The sequence below is a fragment of the Bacillus cereus group sp. MG20 genome, from assembly GCF_040459885.1.
Classification (GTDB): domain Bacteria; phylum Bacillota; class Bacilli; order Bacillales; family Bacillaceae_G; genus Bacillus_A; species Bacillus_A cereus.
This window is the reverse complement of sequence record NZ_JARVHF010000001.1, coordinates 508,968-529,127: the sequence shown is the minus strand read 5'-3', so window position 1 is coordinate 529,127 and position 20,160 is coordinate 508,968. Positions and strand designations below refer to the sequence as shown.

Below are 20,160 nucleotides of genomic sequence, written 5' to 3'. Positions count from 1 at the left end.
TTATGATTTTAAGATAAGTTTATTTAATTTTGATTGTATATAAAATGTGTAGAATATTCCTCCAAAAAATAACCCTACAGATAGTCCACTTATGGCAGAATAAATTATATTAAACGAAATATTATTATAAAATGATGAATAAATTCCTAAAGTTACATTTAAGACATATTTTACAAAGAAATTAATCAATATAATTATTAATGGAAGGTAACATTTCTTCCTGAAAGTAACCGTCTCTTGCTTGAAAAAAATTTGATATTTTGCATATAACAAATATCCAATCAAAATGCCTGGAAGAATGAAAATTGTATAACTTATTAAACAATATCCTAAGTAAGAAAATTTAGTGATAATTTTATCTAACCCCCATATCATAAAAATCATGGGAACAAGGAACATTTTAGATAAATTAATTGGTCTTTCTTGAGAAATAGCAATACCCCTTTTTATTAAAATGAATAATAATATCCATACCCATAATGGAGTTCTTATAAATACTTCTTTAATCATAGTATACATTGTATATCCTCCTTTGTTTTTATTAATATTTACATCAAAGGAGATATAAAGAAATACTTTTAAACATAAATGGTAAAAATCAATACATAAGTGGTTATTGGGAATGTTTTTTTAGCTGTTTTTTTAATGAAGAAACATATTTTCTTGACACAATTACTTTTTCTCTGTTTGAAAGCAATGCTTCCAAATTTCCGTTTGCTTTAGCGGAGAATTTGTTTAAAAAATGAATATTGATAATTATAGTTTTTGAAATTCTAATGAAGTTATATGGAAGTTCAGATTGTAATTTATATAAAGGACTTTTTATCTCAAATATATTTTCTTTTGTATAAACAAAAATTTTCCTTTCAAGATATTCCAAATAAATAACAGTTGAGCAAGAAATTTTTTCTTGTTCACCTTTGTGAGTAGAATTAACTATTAAATAGTTATCAGAACTATTCTCTAGTGTTGATACCATATCTAGAATAAAAGATGTTACTTTGTGAATGTAGAAGGTACAAGATTCTTCTTTAAGCTTTTCAATAATTTTAATGTTTGCTTTCATTTTCTACCATATTTCCCTTTCTTTAAAATAAATTTTAATGTTTGTTTGAAACAAAGTTTAATCTAAGTCAAAATAGTATTTTATATGAATATTATTAAAAAATCTATTAACATATTTCTTCGCATATTTTTTATAAACATCGTAACATTATTTTTACCCCTCCATAATTGCCATCAATTTGAGAAATGTATTCTTCTCAAAAATGAAAATCACCCTAAGATCCTATGGACAACTATGAAAGGATGAAATTTTCGTTTTGGGGATATTTCAGAAGTTTAGCTTGATAGCGATGGGGTACCGCCACATCGCTATCAAGCTAAGCTCATACAACGTCAATTATAGTAGAGAGTGTTTCTTTTTTCTAAAGGTTATGTGTAAGGAATTTGAAGATTTGCATACGAAATAAACCCTAACGGGTTTCATTTTTTTGAATTAAGCCGCTTGATTATCAGACATGGTACAATTGTAAACGACACCTAATATATCAAAGACTGTTTTCTTCTCATATCGATGAGATTTTCTCCCGTTTTGCTGTAGGAGGTTGAACAGGCGAATTAGAATCTTTGATAGCTCTTGGGTGTCTTTCTGTATAGCTTGGAAAAGAAGAAGAAAGTAATCTTTAATCATATATATGGCCTTATATTCACTCAGTTCTCGTTTCTTTTTCATAAGAAGTAATTGCCGCATTTGAAACATGGTAGAAGAACAGAGTAGAATGGCAATCAGTTTTCCATACAAATGGCATTCCAATCGTTCTCGTTTTATCTTTTTACAATGATGAATATGAAAGAATGATTTCCACGTTTTAAATAAAATCTCGATTTGCCAACGTAAAGAATACCAATCATGCACCTGCCCCATCGGGACAATATCTGTAGGGGTATTTGTCATATATACATTGATACCGCTAAGTCGTTTACTACGAGCAGAATACTTCATTCCTTTCTTTTTTTCTCTTACCGTTTGATCTTGTAATCGTTTTTGTTGTTGTTCTTTTGTTAGTCGATGAATAATCACACGAGTTGGGACTTTATCCGTCATTCCTACATAAGCGTTGGATATTTCATATGTTTGTCCTGGTTGAAGAGAGTTCATTACAACCTCCATATCTATTTGGATATACTCTGTACCTTTCTTGATTCTGCCATCTTGAAAATAATCAGGATTGGGATTTTTTTGATAAATACGTGTATTCGATTTGATACGAGAGATATAGTAAGCCTTTTGATCTTGTATATATTGAAGATCTTTCAAATGAAAATACCCTAAATCTCGGATACATAGATCATTCGCTGCCACAGTTGGGACACACAAAGAACCGTAGGTTCGATCATGTTGTTTACCTGGACCTGTATGAATATGAAGGAATTGTCCACTTAATAAATCATACTCAAGCTGTATCTTTACTCCCGCTGTATGGCTGCATTCTCCTGCACCTGGATAAACAAAAGAAAAAAGATCTGGAAGTTGAAATGCAGTTGAATCTAAAATACGAATACGCTTGAAAACAGAGGTGTATGGAGAAGAAATTCGCATAGATGAAGTTAGTTTTTTATTTAGAAGGTTAGTCAATATGTGTTGTAAAAATTGAACGGCTGATCTATTAAACCTTTGATTCAGTCCTTCCGGACTGATGAGTACTTCTGTTGATGCTTCTAAACAGCTAGATAACTGAGCTAAAGAGGTTGTAGCGATATTTTGACTCATCCATATACATAAAGCGACTAAATCTTTTGCTCGGTACTTACTGGTTCGTTGTACAAAGCCACCATCTCTAGCAAGATTTCGTAAGGCATTTGGAGATAGGGCACTTTGAATCTCTTGAGCAAATAGTTGTAATTCGTTAGACACAGAAACAGACATAAAAAACGCCATCCTTTCCTATGATTCTACAGAAAGAATAGCGTATTTTTTCATTATTTTATAGTAAAATAGGTCTCATGGTATGAATGTACAATTTAGATATTTGCCCAATGAACCATATGCTTTTAGAACTGAGAAAGACCTTGAAACAAATAAGTTATATATTTAAGACAGTAATGTTCCAAGCAGTATAGATGGGAACGTCAAGAACTTAAATGATTTAAGATTCACACTATATAAAAGTTCAAGTATACGACTAAGGAAAGAGTGCTTTGCAGTGTGCTGCATATTCAATAATTAACCTTACGTAGGGAGTGCTTATATGAAAAGCATGAAAAATGTAATATTGCTAGTAGTATGTTTCATATTTTTAAGTGGTTGTAATCAAGTTAATGAAGATGAGGTACAAAAATATATAAAAGAAAAACACGGAATCGATGTTGTTGTAACACATATGAGCCCTTTAAATGAAAATAATATGGGACATGCATACCATACTGTGCAAGTAAAGAATAATAAAAATATTCAATTTCGAGTAGAGGTAGATGGTCTCTTCTATTCATCCATAAAAAGTGATGAATACAAATATGGAAAAAAAACATATGAGGCATATCAGAAATTCCAACCAACTCTAGAAGAAATAAAAAAGTTAGGGTACGTGGAAACTAAAACTGATAACACTCTTCAATATTTGTCAGAGGATAGAAGGTCAGATGAAGGAAAACCAACTAATGAATTATTACTAACTTTGCAAATGAGTAACGAGATTGACTTTAGCCAATTTGAATCAGTAGAATTAGATCGTTTATATACTCTATTTCAACTCATCCAGAAAAATAATAAAAAGATAACAGAACTTGAAATTAAGGATTATAATGGAAAATCTTTAGGTGGACCTTTTAAAAATGTGCAAAAAATGATAACAAAAGAAGAGCTGTTATTAACAATGAAAAAAACGATGAACAATACGATAGACATTTATTTGGAAAATTGGATTAAAAATCATACAAAAATAGAAGAGAGATTAATTGCAATTCAAAACAATCGTTTTGAATTACAAGGTGTTACTTATGCGAATTTGGAATATATGGATGTTAGAGGATATAAGGTGAATTTAATTATTAATACCGGTAGTAATGAATTTGAAAATAATCCCCTTGTAATTAAAGATTTAATCAAGATAACCACAATCCTTAAAGAAGAACTATATAATAAAAAATTTCAGATATACTTACAAACTAAGAATGGAACAAGATATACACCTTGGTTATCATCAGAAGAAATTAAAAAAGCTATTAACATCGAAGAACTTGTAAAAGAGCGATATCCTAAGAATTAAATTTAAAGTACTGTTGCTGTTTGTTATTTGATGGGAAAGCATGATATTTCGATTTGTTCCGCCAGCTTGCAAATTAGGGTTCTGTTGTAAAGTTTATTAACAGGTAGAAAGTTAGAATAAGTATAGTCGGATCTGATTTAAGAGGAAGTACGACATCATCTTAAATTAGGGGCACAGACACATGCCCATCAACCCAAAGTTTTATTACACCCCCAGAACGAAATTTTTAGGATTTCTTGTAACGAAAAAGCTTATTTATCGTTTTGGGGGTGAACTGTTTTCTTAGGTTGATGGCAATGTGACTTTACCCCATCACCATCAAGCTAAGATTTTAAAGTACTCCCAAAATAAAATTGTTATTTCTCTACAGTTATTTATGTGAATTTAGCTCGTTTTTTCTTTTTTACTATTCTCCTTTTGCATTGAGCATAGACGTGTTCCCATGCTTTTCAAGATGACATTCTCCCCAAGTACATAAAGAGTCTAGTCTAGTATTTAGAGAACAGCCATACTCAGTTAAAGAATATTCTACTTTAGGAGGTACTTGGTCATATACTTTTCTTTGAATTACACCATCTTCTTCTAGCTCACGTAACTGTTGCGTGAGCATTTTTTGTGTAATACCAGGCATTAAACGTTTTAATTCACTCGTTCTTTTTTTGTCTTTTTTTAAATGACAAAGTATAACAACTTACCATTTCCCACCGATAACTTCTAAAGTTGCCTCCACAGGAATAATGTATTTTTTCATATAAAATCTCCTTACATAATTTTATTTTTGAGCTAAACTAGTTGAAATATACAATTGTTACTTATTAGTATCTATATCACTTTAAAGTACGTACTTTTTATTGTTTTAAACATGTTCCATAATAACATATGTAAGAGGCAAACGAGTAGTACGATACTAAAAAGTTACTATGATACTTTTTAGTGTCTATAATACTTTAAAGTGCGTACTTTTCATTATGTTAAATACACATCATAATAGCATGTGTAAGGAGCAATTGAGAAATACAGTATTAAAAAGTATCTATTCTATTTTTTATAACTGTCGTACTTTGAAGTGCATGCTTCTGTGACTGTTCAAACCTTTTATAGTGCTTTTGATCGGTCATGCCTTTTCACATTAATTTATATTCATTAATCATTTTTTAATATATTTTAGGAGGAGATTTTAAATGAAAGATTTATTAAAAGGTACACTTGGTTTTGGTACGGCACCACTAGGTAATATGTATCGTAATATTCCGGAAGAAGAAGCAATGGCAACAGTAGATGCAGCTTGGGAAAGTGGCGTTCGTTACTTTGATACAGCTCCATTTTATGGTGCAGGATTATCGGAGATTCGTCTTGGTGAGGCACTGTCAAAAAGAAATCGTGATGATTACTTCTTAAGTACAAAAGTAGGTCGAATTATTTCGGATGAACTGGAAGATCCAGCTGCACGTGATTTAGGAGAAAAAGGTGGATTATTCGAGTTTGGTCGTAAGAATAAAATCATCCCTGACTATAGCGCAGATGGAGCTCTTCGTTCTATTGAAGACAGTTTGAAACGTCTACAAACAGATCGTTTAGACTTTGTTTTTATTCATGATATAGCGCAAGATTTTTATGGTGATGAGTGGCTTACACATTTTGAAACTGCTAGAACAGGAGCATTCCGTGCGCTTACTCGTTTACGTGAAGAAGGCGTAATTAAGGGTTGGGGACTTGGAGTAAACCGAGTAGAACCAATTGAACTTATGCTGGACTTAGAAGAAGCGAAACCAGATGTATCTTTACTAGCTGGTCGTTATTCATTATTAGATCATGAGCGTGCACTGCAACGAGTAATGCCTGCAGCTGTAAAACACAATATGGATATTGTTGCTGGTGGCCCATATAGTTCAGGTGTTCTTGCTGGAGGTACTCACTTCGAATATCAAAAAGCATCACCAGAAATGATTGCAAAAGTTAATAAAATTAAAGGTATTGCAGATCGTCATGGAATTAGTGTTAAAGCTGCTGCTTTACAATTTGCATTAGCTAACCCAGCAGTTGCAGCTGTTATTCCTGGTGCAACTAAACCGGAACGAATTGCAGAAGATCAAGCTGCATTGAAAACAGTAATTCCAGCAGCATTCTGGGAAGAAATGCGCGAACAAAAATTAGTAGCACCTAACGCACCACTACCAACTAACGTTAAATAAAAAGGAGAGTAATGAAAATGGCAAGTACTATTACATCTATTGAAATTCCTGCTTCACCAGAACAAGTATGGCAATTAATTGGAGGTTTTGATGCACTTCCAGATTGGTTACCTTATATTCCAAGTAGTAAAGTAACTGAGGGCGGACGTGTACGTCATTTAGCTAATCCTGATGGCGATACAATCGTAGAGCGTTTAGAAGCATTTAATGAGAAAGAGCGCAATTACACATATTCAATTATGCAAGCGCCATTCCCTGTAACTAATTATTTATCTACAATCCATGTTAAAGAAGGGAAAGATGCTAACACATCATTAGTTGAATGGTCTGGTAGCTTCACTCCTGTAGAGGTTACTGATGAAGAGGCAATTAATCTATTCCATGGAATTTATAAAGATGGTCTAGAGGCATTGCAAAAAGCATATCTAGGTTAATTAGAGGATAGATTAAAAAATGGATTAAACATTTGAAAGGCTGCAGTATAACAACTGCAGTCTTTTTATGATTATGAGCGTTGATGTATGTCAGGGACTAAACTTTAACTGTAGAGGATTTTTGTAAAGTAATTTTGCTCATGAAACGAATACATCTGGATAAAAAGGCTATCAGGGATCACCATACATGCCCATCAACTTAAGAGTTCAGAATTACCCCAAAACGAAAAAATGAGATTTTTTGCTACAAGTTAGCACAAAATCTCGTTCTGGGGGCATTTACCTTTCTTAGCTTGATAGCGATGGGGTCCCGCCAACAAGACGCGAATTTTGCACGCTAAGCAAAAAAACAATAAGCTGTCTACATGGACAGCTTATTTACATTATTCTCGTTATTGGAAGTTATTTTTAACTTTTCCTGATTTGAAAGAGTCAATCTTTTTTTATATAATTTATCAATAATTATTCTTTTTTCTCCGGCTGATAGGAAAGAATAACGACACCTGAATTGGTCGTTATTGTTTCTATAAGTTTTAATGCTTTTGTATTACTCTGGTCTTTAAAGAGACGCTTTCCGCTCCCTACGATAACGGGATTGATTATAAAGTGATATTCATCAATGAGGTCATGTTGCATCAATGTTTGTATAAGTTCACCACTACCATAAATTAAAAGGTTCTGACCGGGCTGTTCCTTCAGTTTCGATATTTCTTCTACAATATTACCCTTGATAAGATTTGCATTCCATTCGGTTTTTTCCAAAGTTGTTGAAGCAACAAATTTAGGTATGCTGTTCATCTTATCAGCAAAACCCTCTTCATCAGTCATAGAAGGCCAGGCAGCTGCAAAACCTTGATAGGTTACTCGTCCTAGTAGAAGCGCTTCACTTTCAAACAGTAAATCGGATTGAAACTTTGCTACTTCTTCATTGAAGTATGGAGCAGTCCAAGCTGGTTCCTCCATGACACCATCTAGTGAGAGGTACATCGATACAATTATTTGTCCCATTTTGTTCTCCTTTAATTTTAAATTGAGATTTTTACATATTGGTAACACAATTATTAATTCTCCAGCTAGAGAAATTCTCCCTTTTTAATAGTTTCGACAAAATGTATTTATATATATTTCGGAATAATCTAATATATGTTAATAACTTTGAAATATTGTATAACTTCTAATTTTTATGCATTATTGATTAGCATTGCTTATTGTGCTAACGAATCAGGATAGTGTGGCGACTGACTAAATAGTTGCTTATCCTCAATTATTAGAAGGGAAGTTCTATTATTTCGCGAATTTATTAGACATAGACGAGTGCTATAATTTTCTATATCTACATAAAGAGGTGACTACGCATGAATCAAAGACCGTTAGAAGTAGAAAATGCCGGGAGCTCCGGCGAATATATCCGTTTGGTGCCGGACGGTAACATCATCGATATTCTGCTCGCCCAGGAAAAGCAAATGACCGAGCTCCTGGCATCGTTGACCGAAAGCCAGGCCGCATATCGGTATGCGGAAGGGAAATGGACGCTGAAAGAAGTCGTGGGCCACATTGCAGACGCGGAACGCGTCATGACCTACCGCCTGCTCCGGTTCGCAAGAGGGGACCAGACACCTCTGACTGGTTTCGATCAGGAATTGTTCATACCTCCTTTCGGAAGCTGGACAACCGCGCAATTGGCCGAAGACTACCGGGCCATACGGCAATCAACGATTACATTGCTGCGCGGGCTACCGGCGGAGGCGTGGACCCGCAAGGGCACAGCCAACAACCTAAGCATTACGGTGCGCGCCCTCGCGTATGGCATCGCAGGACACGAACTTCATCACATGGGGGTCATCCGAAATCGGTATTTGAGTTAATCGCCGGCTGAGGCCATTGGAATGGAACTAACACCTCTCATACAATCTTAGATAACGTTCTTATGGGGGTCCCGTCCCACAACCATCTTAGACTATTTTTGAAATTAAAAGCACGTTACTATTCTCTTATGTTAATGAGAAAGGGTGACGTGCTTTTTATGAATATGTACCAAAAACAAGAGTTATCTTTATTTGCGAAAGAGTTATATCGATTTTTCTCATTTTGGGGTATTTGTTTTTCTTAGATTGAGGGTGAGGGGGCACTACTCTATAATGATCAAATTAAAATTTAAAATAGTTATAGAGACTCCATTTCTCGGAAATATTGTAACTATTAAGTTGTAAAAAGAACCGTAGTTTTTCATTTTTGAAAAGGTTATGGTCTTTTTTAATTGTAACAAAGATATGATGCGAGGAAGTTTTTTAGATAAATCAAAAAAACTTGATTAATAAGTTGCATATAGAACTCATCTACGTATATACTATAAATATCAAAAAAAGTTGATGAAGGGAAGTGAACTACAGTGGCACAAAATTTTCAGCTCTATGAGAAAAAGTTTAAAGCGTTGGCGGATCAGAAACGTTTAGAAATCATGTATGAACTTTGCCAGCGAGGACAGACGTGTGTATGTGATTTAACAGAAGTTTTTGAAATGACGCAATCTAAATTATCATATCATTTAAAAATTTTATTAGATGCAGGTTTGATTGTAAAAGAAACAAAAGGTACGTGGAGTTATTATGATTTAAATGATGCGGAAGTGGATAATTTATTATCAGAAGAATTGTGCTGTATCTTTAGAAAAACAGGGAAAGGTAGTTGTTGTTAAAATTTTGTAATATTAATCAAAAAAACTTGATTAATGACATGTAAAGAGGAGGAATAAGGTATGAGATATGTTCACGTCGGTATAAACGTTACGGATTTAGAGAAGTCTATTGAATTTTATGAAAAAGTATTTGGTGTATTACCAGTTAAAGTGAAAACAGATTATGCAAAATTTTTATTAGAGACGCCAGGACTTAATTTCACGCTGAACGTGCGAGATGAAGTGAAGGGAAATCAAGTAAATCACTTTGGTTTCCAAGTGGATACAGCTGAAGAAATTACATTACATAAAGAACGATTAGAAAAAGAAGGTTTCTTTGCGCGTGATGAGATGGATACGACTTGTTGCTATGCAGTACAAGATAAGTTTTGGGTAACGGATCCCGATGGTAATGAGTGGGAGTTCTTTTATACAAAAGCAGATAGTGATGTTCATAAAATAGAAGATCCATCTTGTTGCACGACTTCAAATGAGATAGTTAAAAATTCTTGCTGTTAATAGGAGATGGAAAATAAAATGAAACGTTTATCTTTTCTAGACCGATATTTAACACTATGGATCTTTCTAGCGATGGCTGTTGGGATTGGTTTAGGGTTTGTGTTCCCTAGTGTAGTAGACGGACTGAATACATTACAGGTTGGAACGACGTCTATTCCGCTTGCTGTTGGATTAATTATAATGATGTATCCACCGTTAGCGAAAGTTCGCTATGAGGAAATGGGCCGAGTATTTAAAGATGTAAAAGTGTTAGTGCTATCTTTAGTACAAAATTGGATTATTGGTCCGGTACTTATGTTTGTGTTAGCAATTATTTTTCTTCCTGATAAACCAGAATACATGGTTGGTCTCATTATGATTGGGTTAGCACGTTGTATTGCAATGGTAATTGTTTGGAACGATCTTGCTGATGGGGATAAAGAGTATGCGGCAGGTTTAGTTGCTTTTAATTCGGTATTTCAAATGCTCTTTTTCTCAGTTTATGCATACGTATTTGTAACTGTAATTCCAGAATGGTTAGGGATTGAAGGTGCTATTGTCGATATTACAATGATAGAAGTAGCAAAATCAGTATTTATCTATTTGGGAATTCCTTTTATAGCAGGTATGTTGACACGCTTTGTACTAGTTAAGTTAAAAGGAAGACAGTGGTATGAAAAGGTGTTTATACCTAAAATTAGTCCACTTACATTACTTGCATTGCTATTTACGATCATCGTTATGTTCTCTTTAAAAGGAGAGATGATTGTTAGCGTGCCACTAGATGTGGTAAGAATAGCGATTCCGTTATTAATCTATTTTATTGTAATGTTTTTTGTTTCTTTCTTTATGGGAAGAAAAATTGGTGCAAACTATCCGGTAACAACAACGTTAGCATTTACAGCAGGTAGTAATAACTTTGAGTTAGCGATTGCTGTAGCGGTTGGTGTGTTTGGTATTCATTCGGGCGCAGCATTCGCTGCTGTTATCGGTCCTTTAGTTGAAGTACCTGTAATGATTGCACTTGTAAACGTCGCTTTTTGGTTTAAGCGTAAATATTTTAAAGATCAACTAATATAATTTAAAAACAAAGGCGGAAAACAACATGGAAAACAAAAAAACAATCTATTTCTTATGTACAGGAAATTCATGCCGAAGCCAAATGGCAGAAGCGTGGGGTAAACAATATTTAGGAGATAAGTGGAATATATATTCTGCAGGAATCGCGGCACACGGAGTAAATCCAAATGCTATTAAAGCAATGAACGAAGTAAATATCGACATAACAAATCAAACATCAGATATAATTGATGCAAACATTTTAAATAGTGCTGATTTAGTCGTTACACTTTGTAGTCATGCAGATGCTGTCTGTCCATCTACTCCGCCGCATGTGAATCGTGTTCACTGGGAATTTGATGATCCAGCAGGAAAAGAGTGGTCTGAATTTCAACGTGTTCGTGATGAAATCGGTGAACGTATAAAGCGATTTTCTGAAACAGGGGAATAAATAAAGGTAAGAGCCAATCTTCTATTGTGTTGGAGATTGGCTCTTTTTTATTATGTATTTCATTTACTTATCGCATCGCTTTAAAACCACTCTTAGGAGTAATACAGAATATTATGTGAAGATGGTAAAGTTTCATTTTATAAATTTTACTTTATTAAAAGTTGATTTGTTAGAAAGGATAATCATTTATTGCTATAATGAATGGATGCGTGGCAGGAAATAGATAGAAAGATACTGCTAGTAATTTATACTTCAAATGTAGGGAGATTGAACAGAGTTATGGGGAATGAAAAGGAAATTAGTTCCGCTAAATTAATATGGAAGATGACGCGCCCGCATACATTAACGGCGACGTTTTCTCCTGTAATTTTAGGGACAGTGGCATCACTTTATGTTGCCAAAATTGATTGGCTTTTATTTATTGCGATGATGCTTGCATGTTTAGCGCTGCAAATAGCAACGAACTTATTTAATGAGTACTATGATTTCAAACGTGGATTAGACACTGCTGAATCTGTTGGCATCGGTGGCGGAATTGTCCGTCATGGATTGAAGCCAAAAAATGTGTTAACAGTTGCGCTTTTATTATATGTCGTAGCAGCAATTATTGGAGTTTATATTTGTATGAATAGCAGCTGGTGGTTAGTCGTCATCGGTTTAATTGGAATGGCAGTTGGCTATTTATATACAGGCGGTCCATTACCAATTGCGTACACCCCGTTTGGAGAATTAGTTTCTGGGTTGTTAATGGGGACATGTTTTGTACTCATTGCTTTCTTTATTCAAACGAATACTGTAACGATTGAAAGTGTATTGATTTCCATTCCAATTGGAATTTTAGTAGGTGCAATCAATATGTCAAATAACATCCGAGATATCGAAGAAGATATTAAAGGTGGAAGAAAGACATTAGTAATCCTCCTTGGGAGAGAAAAAGCTGTGGTAACACTAGCGGTAGCCTTTTTCATTGCGTATTTATGGATTGCCGTAATTGTATTAATGGGTTATATAAGCCCTTGGGCATTAGTTATGTTCTTAGGTTTGCGAAAGCCAATTTCTGCGATTCGAAGTTTCCAAAAAGGGGCAAAGGATCCTGGATATATGCGCATCGCAATGAAATCAACAGCGATGACAAATACGATTTTCGGCTTCTTGTTGTCAGCAGGATTATTAATTAGTTATTTGTTTTAAATAACTTAACCCCAATTTCTCGATTTTAATATAGAGAAATTGGGGTTTTATTTTGAGTTTTTTACGTTATAAACTATTATCATTTGAAATGTATATACCAATAAATTGCAACTTCATCACTTGTCTTATCCAAACCTTTATAAACAAGAAAATCAAACCCACCAATTACAAATCCACATTTTTCATAAAATTTACATGCTGCAACATTATTATTTTGCGTTTCAAGCATGATACCTGGCATATTTCCTTCTTTTGCCCACTGCTTTGCTTGATCAACTAATTTTTTGCCAACTCCGATTGTACGATATTTTTTATCTACCGTTATATCCTCTATGTAAGCATAGTGGTTCCAATTCTTTTTCAATACCATTAATCCAATGATTTGGTTATGTAACAGAGCTATGTAAATGACTTGATTAGGTTTATTTATATATTCATTGTAAGCCAGTTCTTCATTATCATCTTGATTTTGTAAATAACTTTTTTCATAACTTGGAACGTCTTCTACTGTATATTCTATGCGTCTATTTCCTTTGGAAAGAGAAAGAATTAACCGAGCATTCACTATAAAACTGTCATCAATCTCTGGGAGATTATCTAAATCATTTGTTTCTAACTCTCTAATTACAAGGTTCATCGGAGTACCTCCACATAATAATATTTCTTCTAGTTCTTCATTTGGTTCAAATGAATTCCAATTACAAAATTATAATAGAATTTCAATAGTACGGCCATCTCTGTATTTTATCTTTATACCGGTATGCTATTATCTTGATGTGAAAATGTTATTTAGAAAGAGTAGTATTTTTTATTTTGGATGTATATCCAGTTTTCAAATTTAACTGTAGTAGAGAAACAAATATTTTTTTAAAGAGTGGATGTAATAGGCTATTCTTTAACTAATTTCGACATTATCTGCATTTTATCTTCACCTTCCTCTATTAATCTATTTATTGTAAATATCAGCTGAAGTTAATGTTTAGCTGCATAAATAATGAATATGAAAATGAGTAGGGAAAGGATCGAAACATAATGAAAGAATCACAAAATAAGAAAAAAACAAGTGTAGTAACTAAGGCAATACTATCTCTAGGAATTGTTTTAGCAACGACCTTTTTCACGTTCTTTTTAATAGGGAAATGGAACTCTATCCCAGCGAAAGGGGTAGCTAATGAAAGTATTAAGCTAGCTAATACGCAACAACAAGGAAAGAAAGAGGACACATCGCTGGCAAAACAGAAAAGAGCTGATGGAAAACCAGTAGGAAAGGTTGTTTATTTAACATTTGATGACGGTCCTAGCGAATTAACTGGCAAATTTTTAGATGTACTAAAAGAGCAACATGTTGCTTCGACATTTTTTATGCAAGGTAGCAATTTACAGAATACTGGTTTTCAGGAAAATGTAAAACGAGCAGTAAAAGAAGGACATTATATTGGTGCACATAGTATGACACATAATAGTGATAAGCTATACAAAAAAGGACAATTTGTAACGGAGATGAAAGAAACGTTAGCTCTTATTCATAATATTACAGGTACAACTCCTAAACTAGTCCGTCCCCCATACGGATCTGCACCAGGATTAAAGGGGCAGGACATTCGTAACAAAATTGTAGAAGCAGGAATAAAAGTTTGGGATTGGACGATAGATTCAAATGATTGGAAATTAAAAGGTAACCCACAGCAAATTATAGAAAATGTAAAGCGTACAACAACAGAAGATGTGGAAGTAGTTCTAATGCATGAAAAACCACAGACATTACAAGCGCTTCCGGAAATTATTAAATTTTATAAGGAAAAAGGATATGAATTCGGGGTATACAATGAAGCGGATCATTTTCAACTAAACTTCCAGAAAGATCAACGTCTATAGTATAAACATAATTATTTTAAAAAGGTGTTTTCCATTACTAAATCCATAACTAAGCCAAAAGTCGATTTCTTATTTTATAAAGAAATCGGCTTTTTCGTTTGTATATTACGTTACAAGAGTTTCCTTATTTTCTCCGGAATGTCCTTTTTAGAAATGTATGCAACAGAGTCTTTATAGTAAGAGTATTTTGTTTGGGATAGTAAAAAAACGTATATTACAATATGAAAATTCACTTTAATATTAAAGGATACATGACAACGATTCCTATAAATTCTTCTCAATAATTGAAAATAAAATCAATCCAGATTATTATATTGTTATTGTAATTATAAATGTAATTACATTTTATTGAAGGAGGATACAAAGATGAAAAACTCAAAAGGCTCTATTGAATCAGAGATAAGCAAAGCAATTACTCACTGGGAAAAGGACTACCTAGGACGCGGGTCTATATCCGTTAAGACAGATATATTAAGGGATATGATTATCGTAAATCTACAAGGTATTTTAACGCCGGCTGAATATACGGTTTGCGAAACAAAAGACGGTATGCTAACGATAAAGAAAAATCGTTCGGAGCTAGTTGAATCTGGAATTGAAGATTTGAAAGAGATTATACTAGAATTAACTGAAGAAAAAGTGAAAAGCTTTCATACGGATATAAGCTCCCGCACTGGTGAACGAGTAATGATTTTTAAATTGTTTAATAATCTTGAGGAAAAATTTTAAAAATTAAAACCATCGTAGGGTTAGTGGGAGATAATTAAGAAACCTAAAAGTTTTGCACTTTATTTAAATTTATTAACATAATAATAATTAAAAACTTGAAATTATTTACGTATACTGAATTTTAATTGGAATAACGTTCAAAAAAACTGATAAATAAATTGACAAACTGCTTAATATAGTTTATCTTATAATTGTTTTAAAAAATTAATAGATGCTTATTTTAACTGTTTGCTATAATTAAGGCTTTAGCATTTTTTTAATATGTAATATTGACTAAATGAAAAAGTTTCTTAATTGAAAGATAGCGCATAACATAAATTGATATATTGATTGCATAATCTAGGAGATCAGAGATATACTGTTATTTTTAATAGGAGTAATACATACATTACTATCCTCTATAAAATGGGAGCTCTTCAAAAAACTTTATTGAAGTTAGTTGAAGTGAAACCGACAATCTCCATAATTCAATGATGATATAAAATCATTGAATTATGGAAGTTGTCGGTTTTTTTTTATGGGAAAAAACGATGCACTAAAAAGAGTGAATGAAAATTGAAATCTAAAAAACTATCGTAATTAAAAGGAATTTTTATAGGCTATTTTCGCTTAGAAGGGAGTATTTAACATGTTAATTTCGCTGAGTTCATCAACACTGTTAACTTTATTTTTTATGGCGCTTAGTGCTTCTTGGCTAAGTGGATTATTGTTTTTACATGCAAGGGTACCTTTACGTTTTGTTCATATCCATATTGGTATCGCTGCTTTACCTTCATTGGTTTCTTTACTCGCACTTGTTAATAACAATGGAGATAGAGTTGTGGGGCCTTGGCATCTAGATACTTTAGCTTGGTTAATGGCTTTCTTTGTTCTTACAATTGGTTTAATCATTCAGCGTTTCTCTGTACGTTACTTAATGGGGGATCACTCATATCGAAAATACTTTGCACTTTTTACATTTACTACAGGTGTATCTTCGGTTGCATGGTTAAGTGATGATCTTCGTTTAATGCTCATTTGTTGGGGAGCAACGCTTATAGGATTGGTTCTACTCATAGGGCTAAATAAAGGTTGGAAAGTAGTTAGTGAAGCAACTAAAATCTCTGGCTATTTATTTACAATAAGTTGGATTGCCTTACTATCAGCTATCATTTGGCTTTTTCAAGTAACAGGACAGTGGCAGTTAACATCAGTTTTAACGAATGAAAATGTAGCGCTACATGGAACATTGGAGAGAACAGGAATTAACTTATTAATTATATTAGCTGTGATGATTCCAGCAGCACAATGGCCTTTTCAAAGATGGTTAATTGAGTCTGCTGTTGCTCCAACTCCTGTTTCTGCTATTATGCATGCGGGTTTAGTAAATGCTGGCGGTATCATGTTAACTAGATTTTCACCTCTTTTTCATGATGATATTGCACAAATAATTTTACTAATTTTCTCTAGTATTTCTGTCTTAATAGGTACAGGAATTAGTTTAGTCCAAGTTGATTATAAACGTCAGCTAGTAGGTTCAACTATTGCACAAATGGGATTTATGCTTATTCAATGTGCATTAGGCGCCTATTTAGCAGCTGTTATTCATTTAATTTTACATGGTTTGTTTAAAGCTACACTATTTTTACAAGCTGGTTCTTCAGTGCAACGTTTTGGGGTAGTGAATCAGTCTAATGAAAAGATGTCCAATTTGTGGAGTATAGTTGGACGTGTTTTAGGATTATTTATAGCAATTACTTTCTGGTTTATGACTTCTGGAGAGGGGTATCAACTAGTTAGTGCGTTAATCTTAGGATGGTCACTATACTTTTCATGGAAACAGCTTGTTGTTTTTGGAGAGGGAAGAATGGGACGAATTGCTGGCTTAATTGTTTTGATTGGATTTTCTCTCATTTACTTTACTGTTCATAATTCTCTTTATAAATGGTTGCATACTGATATTTATCAAAGTGTTCAACCTTCAGCTCCAGCCGTTATCTTTGTTATATGTATTTTACTATTTAGTAGTGTTATTAGTACTTTCGTTACTCGTCATCAATCTTCTGCTTTATTCGCTGTACTTTATCTTTGGTTAGTTCGAGTAGGTGAGGCGAGAAGAAAGTCAGTAGAAAGTCACCCAAGCTATCTGAAACATTATGTATCAAAGGGAGGTAATTCGTGATGAGCATACCGTCAATATTAAAGAAAGATACAAACATTGATATGCAAGAAAATAATATAAATGATTTCGTTGCATCTGCTAGCCGAGTTATTGCACCACTTTGGCCTATCTCGACGTTTGCAGCTCACCACCCTTGGATGGGACTTGAAAAGCAATCATTTGAACAAGTCGCAAATTGGTTAAAAGAAGCTCGTAATGTGGATATTTATCCTAGTGCTTCCATGATTCATTCGGCAAAAGCAAAAGGTGAGATTGAGGAATCATTTTTACAAATGAGTTTGTCTCGTTGGCTGGATTCACAATCTTTTCATATTCCGCGAGAGAAAGCAGAGCGATTTTGCCAAGCAGCTTTAAAGTTAGAAAAATTACCTTCTAGTCTATTATCATCGCCAGAAGTAAATAAATTGGCAGAAGAAATGAGTTATATAAATACAGCAAGTATGAAAGCGTCTGTTATGCAGCCAATAAGTTCGCTTATAGAGAATCAAAATAGTGAAAACCTATCTGATGTTCTTAATTATCATATCATTAAATGGTGTAAATTATATCTTGATGACTCCGGATCAAGTTGGACGATGCCAAATCGAGAGAAAGGTTTTTATCGTGCATGGCAACACCTTATTAAATTTGATCCAGCGCTCAGTAAAAATGAGCGTAAAGTTTTAAAAGATTGGCCACAAGATGCCGAAGTAGCTTTAGCGAGAGCATTATCTGAACTAGGAATTTCTGAATCTAACATACAATCTTACCTTGAAGGGCACTTGCTTTCTTTGCCTGGGTGGGCAGGAATGATACGATGGCGCTCACAACAATCAATTCAGGAACAGGAACTTCTCATAGAATATTTAGCAGTTCGAATTTCTATGGAGCTGGCTATTGCAAAACCTTATTTACTTTTAAAACATCAAAAGGTTGAGAAAAAAGTTTCGATTGTCCCACTTATAGCTTCTTGGATCTATTGGGGGAATATTTCAACACGGGAATGGTTACAAATGCCTGCTGCTGAACAAAGTGAATTATTAGTATTCGCTTATCGTTTTGATGAAAATATTCGCAGAAAACTTTGGCTGGAAGCTTGGGAACAAACGCATGCAGAGCAATTAAGGGAGAAGATTGCTTCTAAACAACGTGCAACCGATGATAAAAAGCGTGTATTAGCTCAATTGGCATTCTGTATTGATGTACGGTCAGAACCGTTTCGTCGCCACCTTGAAAAATTAGGTCCGTTTGAAACATTTGGAATAGCTGGTTTCTTTGGATTACCAATTGCAACTAGTGAACTAGGTAGTAATAACAACCATCCTTCTTTGCCAGTTATACTCAAACCGAAACATCAAATAAAAGAGCTCACAAATGAAAATGAACTTAAATCTTATGAGCAACGTAAGAGGGTAGGCAGTTCGGTACGTTATACATTTAAAACGATGAAACAGAACGTACTGACAAGTATGGCGCTACCTGAGTTAAGTGGTCCTTTACTTGGTCTACAGATGGTGACAAGAAGTTTTGTCCCAAGAGGAGTTGGTGGTTTCATTCGTAACCTTCGTAAAACTATGTTACAAAAACCTGATACAACATTCTCGCTTAATCATGTTCATGACACAAAGGGTGAGATACCTATCGGTTTTACTAAAGAAGAAAAAGTGAACTATGTGCGTCAAGCTTTAAAAATGGTGGGATTAACAGAAGGTTTCGCTCCTTTAGTTGTCATGTGCGGCCACAGTAGTCAAAGTACGAACAATCCTTATGCTGCAGCGCTTGAGTGTGGTGCGTGTGGCGGAGCAGCGGGAGGGTTTAATGCAAGAGTTTTCGCTACTTTATGTAATCTTCCAGAAGTGAGAGAGGCGTTGTCTGCTGAAGGTATTAAAATTCCTGAGGACACCATTTTTGCAGCAGCTGAACATAAAACAACAGTGGATGAATTGGAATGGATTTACGTCCCAGAACTTTCGGAAACTGCGCAAGAAGCATTTGATTGTATCGAGTCGATTATGCCGAATGTGAGCCAACATGCAAATAGAGAGCGTTTAACGCAATTACCAAATTTTAAAACGAAAATAAAAAATGCGAGTAAAGAGGCACATCGATTTGCAGAAGATTGGAGTGAAATACGTCCAGAATGGGGATTAGCTCGTAATGCATCTTTTATTATCGGGCAACGAGAATTAACTCAGGATTGTGACTTAGACGGTAGGGCTTTCCTCCATAATTATGATTGGAAACAGGATGAAAGTGGCGATATATTAGCTAACATTATTGCAGGACCAGGAACAGTAGCTCAGTGGATAAATCTACAATATTACGCTTCAACTGTAGCTCCTCATTATTATGGTAGTGGAAACAAAACAACCCAAACCGTAACGGCGGGTCTCGGTGTTATGCAGGGAAATGCAAGTGATTTGTTGCCGGGCTTACCTTGGCAATCCGTTATGCAGTCAGATAGTGAGACGTATCATTCACCACTTCGTTTACTAATTGTAATTCAAGCGCCTAGTCAATATATAGAACGTTTGCTAAATAATGATTTCACATTTCGAGAAAAAGTTCAAAATGGATGGGTTAGACTTGCAAGTGTTGATCCAGAGGGACGCTGGAAAAACTGGTAACAATCATGCAATGCATAATCAA

General features: G+C 34.2%; 18 protein-coding genes and 1 pseudogene. 13 read left to right on the top strand and 6 right to left on the bottom strand.

Annotation, left to right across the window (positions count from 1 at the left end):
* The 3 genes from QCI81_RS02790 to QCI81_RS02780 form a co-directional block, all read right to left on the bottom strand.
* Positions 1 to 519, bottom strand: coding sequence for a hypothetical protein (locus QCI81_RS02790; RefSeq protein ID WP_071731946.1), 519 nt, complete (start codon positions 517 to 519; stop codon positions 1 to 3).
* A 94-nt stretch (positions 520 to 613) separates the two neighbouring features.
* On the bottom strand, positions 614 to 1,066 hold the full coding sequence (locus QCI81_RS02785; RefSeq protein WP_000646583.1) for a LytTR family DNA-binding domain-containing protein: 453 nt from the start codon (positions 1,064 to 1,066) through the stop codon (positions 614 to 616).
* A gap of 432 nt (positions 1,067 to 1,498) precedes the next feature.
* Positions 1,499 to 2,929: an IS4 family transposase gene (locus QCI81_RS02780; protein WP_071731947.1), complete on the bottom strand. Its 1,431-nt coding sequence runs from the start codon at positions 2,927 to 2,929 to the stop codon at positions 1,499 to 1,501.
* A gap of 322 nt (positions 2,930 to 3,251) precedes the next feature.
* Here QCI81_RS02780 and QCI81_RS02775 point away from each other — a divergent pair, with 322 nt between their 5' ends.
* A complete protein-coding gene (locus QCI81_RS02775; protein WP_071731948.1) occupies positions 3,252 to 4,268 on the top strand; it encodes a hypothetical protein in 1,017 nt (338 codons plus the stop codon).
* Between the two features lie 406 nt (positions 4,269 to 4,674).
* On the opposite strand, the pseudogene QCI81_RS02770 reads toward QCI81_RS02775, so the two are convergent.
* Positions 4,675 to 5,019 (bottom strand): annotated as a pseudogene (locus tag QCI81_RS02770) (winged helix-turn-helix transcriptional regulator).
* Positions 5,020 to 5,449: 430 nt separating this feature from the next.
* On the opposite strand from QCI81_RS02770, the gene QCI81_RS02765 reads away from it, so the two are divergent.
* Positions 5,450 to 6,460, top strand: coding sequence for an aldo/keto reductase (locus QCI81_RS02765; RefSeq protein WP_071724345.1), 1,011 nt, complete (start codon positions 5,450 to 5,452; stop codon positions 6,458 to 6,460).
* Positions 6,461 to 6,477: 17 nt separating this feature from the next.
* Positions 6,478 to 6,894, top strand: coding sequence for an SRPBCC family protein (locus QCI81_RS02760; RefSeq protein WP_071724346.1), 417 nt, complete (start codon positions 6,478 to 6,480; stop codon positions 6,892 to 6,894).
* Positions 6,895 to 7,356: 462 nt separating this feature from the next.
* Here QCI81_RS02760 and QCI81_RS02755 read toward each other — a convergent pair whose 3' ends face one another.
* Positions 7,357 to 7,902 carry a dihydrofolate reductase family protein gene (locus QCI81_RS02755; RefSeq protein ID WP_071731949.1) on the bottom strand — a complete coding sequence of 182 codons (546 nt, stop codon included), beginning with the start codon at positions 7,900 to 7,902 and terminating at the stop codon, positions 7,357 to 7,359.
* Between the two features lie 347 nt (positions 7,903 to 8,249).
* On the opposite strand from QCI81_RS02755, the gene QCI81_RS02750 reads away from it, so the two are divergent.
* The 6 genes from QCI81_RS02750 to menA all read left to right on the top strand — a co-directional run bounded on the left by QCI81_RS02750 (position 8,250) and on the right by menA (position 12,767).
* On the top strand, positions 8,250 to 8,759 hold the full coding sequence (locus tag QCI81_RS02750; RefSeq protein ID WP_088859592.1) for a DinB family protein: 510 nt from the start codon (positions 8,250 to 8,252) through the stop codon (positions 8,757 to 8,759).
* A 524-nt stretch (positions 8,760 to 9,283) separates the two neighbouring features.
* Positions 9,284 to 9,589 (top strand): arsenical resistance operon transcriptional regulator ArsR, encoded by a 306-nt coding sequence (arsR, locus tag QCI81_RS02745; protein ID WP_071731954.1) that lies wholly within the window; start codon positions 9,284 to 9,286, stop codon positions 9,587 to 9,589.
* 60 nt (positions 9,590 to 9,649) lie between these two features.
* Entirely contained in the window at positions 9,650 to 10,087 is a 438-nt protein-coding gene (locus QCI81_RS02740) for an ArsI/CadI family heavy metal resistance metalloenzyme (protein WP_071731955.1), read from the top strand.
* A gap of 18 nt (positions 10,088 to 10,105) precedes the next feature.
* Complete coding sequence (gene arsB / locus QCI81_RS02735) at positions 10,106 to 11,146, top strand: ACR3 family arsenite efflux transporter (protein ID WP_071731956.1); 1,041 nt, start codon at positions 10,106 to 10,108, stop codon at positions 11,144 to 11,146.
* Positions 11,147 to 11,171: 25 nt separating this feature from the next.
* A complete protein-coding gene (gene arsC / locus QCI81_RS02730) occupies positions 11,172 to 11,576 on the top strand; it encodes an arsenate reductase (thioredoxin) (protein WP_071731957.1) in 405 nt (134 codons plus the stop codon).
* Positions 11,577 to 11,855: 279 nt separating this feature from the next.
* On the top strand, positions 11,856 to 12,767 hold the full coding sequence (gene menA, locus QCI81_RS02725) for a 1,4-dihydroxy-2-naphthoate polyprenyltransferase (protein WP_071731958.1): 912 nt from the start codon (positions 11,856 to 11,858) through the stop codon (positions 12,765 to 12,767).
* 79 nt (positions 12,768 to 12,846) lie between these two features.
* Here the strand turns inward: menA and satA are convergent, their stop codons facing one another.
* Positions 12,847 to 13,404 carry a streptothricin N-acetyltransferase SatA gene (satA, locus tag QCI81_RS02720; RefSeq protein WP_071731959.1) on the bottom strand — a complete coding sequence of 186 codons (558 nt, stop codon included), beginning with the start codon at positions 13,402 to 13,404 and terminating at the stop codon, positions 12,847 to 12,849.
* A gap of 395 nt (positions 13,405 to 13,799) precedes the next feature.
* On the opposite strand from satA, the gene QCI81_RS02715 reads away from it, so the two are divergent.
* From QCI81_RS02715 to QCI81_RS02700, 4 genes are all read left to right on the top strand, one after another.
* The gene (locus tag QCI81_RS02715) at positions 13,800 to 14,642 is read left to right on the top strand and encodes a polysaccharide deacetylase family protein (RefSeq protein ID WP_071731960.1); all 843 of its coding nucleotides are present in this window, start codon (positions 13,800 to 13,802) and stop codon (positions 14,640 to 14,642) included.
* 366 nt (positions 14,643 to 15,008) lie between these two features.
* A complete protein-coding gene (locus QCI81_RS02710; RefSeq protein ID WP_053564042.1) occupies positions 15,009 to 15,371 on the top strand; it encodes a Na-translocating system protein MpsC family protein in 363 nt (120 codons plus the stop codon).
* A gap of 628 nt (positions 15,372 to 15,999) precedes the next feature.
* Positions 16,000 to 17,532: an NADH dehydrogenase subunit 5 gene (locus QCI81_RS02705; RefSeq protein ID WP_071731961.1), complete on the top strand. Its 1,533-nt coding sequence runs from the start codon at positions 16,000 to 16,002 to the stop codon at positions 17,530 to 17,532.
* A complete protein-coding gene (locus QCI81_RS02700) occupies positions 17,532 to 20,138 on the top strand; it encodes a DUF2309 domain-containing protein (protein ID WP_071731962.1) in 2,607 nt (868 codons plus the stop codon). Before QCI81_RS02705 ends, QCI81_RS02700 begins: the two co-directional genes overlap by 1 nt.
* Positions 20,139 to 20,160: the final 22 nt, after the last annotated feature.

What these genes read in the sequence shown, in the direction of transcription:
- QCI81_RS02740 (WP_071731955.1), top strand. Translation starts at nt 9,650, where the DNA reads ATGAGATATGTTCACGTCGGTATAAACGTTACGGATTTAGAGAAGTCT.
- QCI81_RS02710 (WP_053564042.1), top strand. Translation starts at nt 15,009, where the DNA reads ATGAAAAACTCAAAAGGCTCTATTGAATCAGAGATAAGCAAAGCAATT.
- QCI81_RS02775 (WP_071731948.1), top strand. Translation starts at nt 3,252, where the DNA reads ATGAAAAGCATGAAAAATGTAATATTGCTAGTAGTATGTTTCATATTT.
- QCI81_RS02715 (WP_071731960.1), top strand. Translation starts at nt 13,800, where the DNA reads ATGAAAGAATCACAAAATAAGAAAAAAACAAGTGTAGTAACTAAGGCA.
- satA (WP_071731959.1), bottom strand. Translation starts at nt 13,404, where the DNA reads ATGAACCTTGTAATTAGAGAGTTAGAAACAAATGATTTAGATAATCTC.
- QCI81_RS02755 (WP_071731949.1), bottom strand. Translation starts at nt 7,902, where the DNA reads ATGGGACAAATAATTGTATCGATGTACCTCTCACTAGATGGTGTCATG.
- QCI81_RS02705 (WP_071731961.1), top strand. Translation starts at nt 16,000, where the DNA reads ATGTTAATTTCGCTGAGTTCATCAACACTGTTAACTTTATTTTTTATG.
- QCI81_RS02750 (WP_088859592.1), top strand. Translation starts at nt 8,250, where the DNA reads ATGAATCAAAGACCGTTAGAAGTAGAAAATGCCGGGAGCTCCGGCGAA.
- menA (WP_071731958.1), top strand. Translation starts at nt 11,856, where the DNA reads ATGGGGAATGAAAAGGAAATTAGTTCCGCTAAATTAATATGGAAGATG.
- arsB (WP_071731956.1), top strand. Translation starts at nt 10,106, where the DNA reads ATGAAACGTTTATCTTTTCTAGACCGATATTTAACACTATGGATCTTT.
- QCI81_RS02765 (WP_071724345.1), top strand. Translation starts at nt 5,450, where the DNA reads ATGAAAGATTTATTAAAAGGTACACTTGGTTTTGGTACGGCACCACTA.
- arsC (WP_071731957.1), top strand. Translation starts at nt 11,172, where the DNA reads ATGGAAAACAAAAAAACAATCTATTTCTTATGTACAGGAAATTCATGC.
- QCI81_RS02700 (WP_071731962.1), top strand. Translation starts at nt 17,532, where the DNA reads ATGAGCATACCGTCAATATTAAAGAAAGATACAAACATTGATATGCAA.
- QCI81_RS02780 (WP_071731947.1), bottom strand. Translation starts at nt 2,929, where the DNA reads ATGTCTGTTTCTGTGTCTAACGAATTACAACTATTTGCTCAAGAGATT.
- QCI81_RS02790 (WP_071731946.1), bottom strand. Translation starts at nt 519, where the DNA reads ATGTATACTATGATTAAAGAAGTATTTATAAGAACTCCATTATGGGTA.
- QCI81_RS02760 (WP_071724346.1), top strand. Translation starts at nt 6,478, where the DNA reads ATGGCAAGTACTATTACATCTATTGAAATTCCTGCTTCACCAGAACAA.
- QCI81_RS02785 (WP_000646583.1), bottom strand. Translation starts at nt 1,066, where the DNA reads ATGAAAGCAAACATTAAAATTATTGAAAAGCTTAAAGAAGAATCTTGT.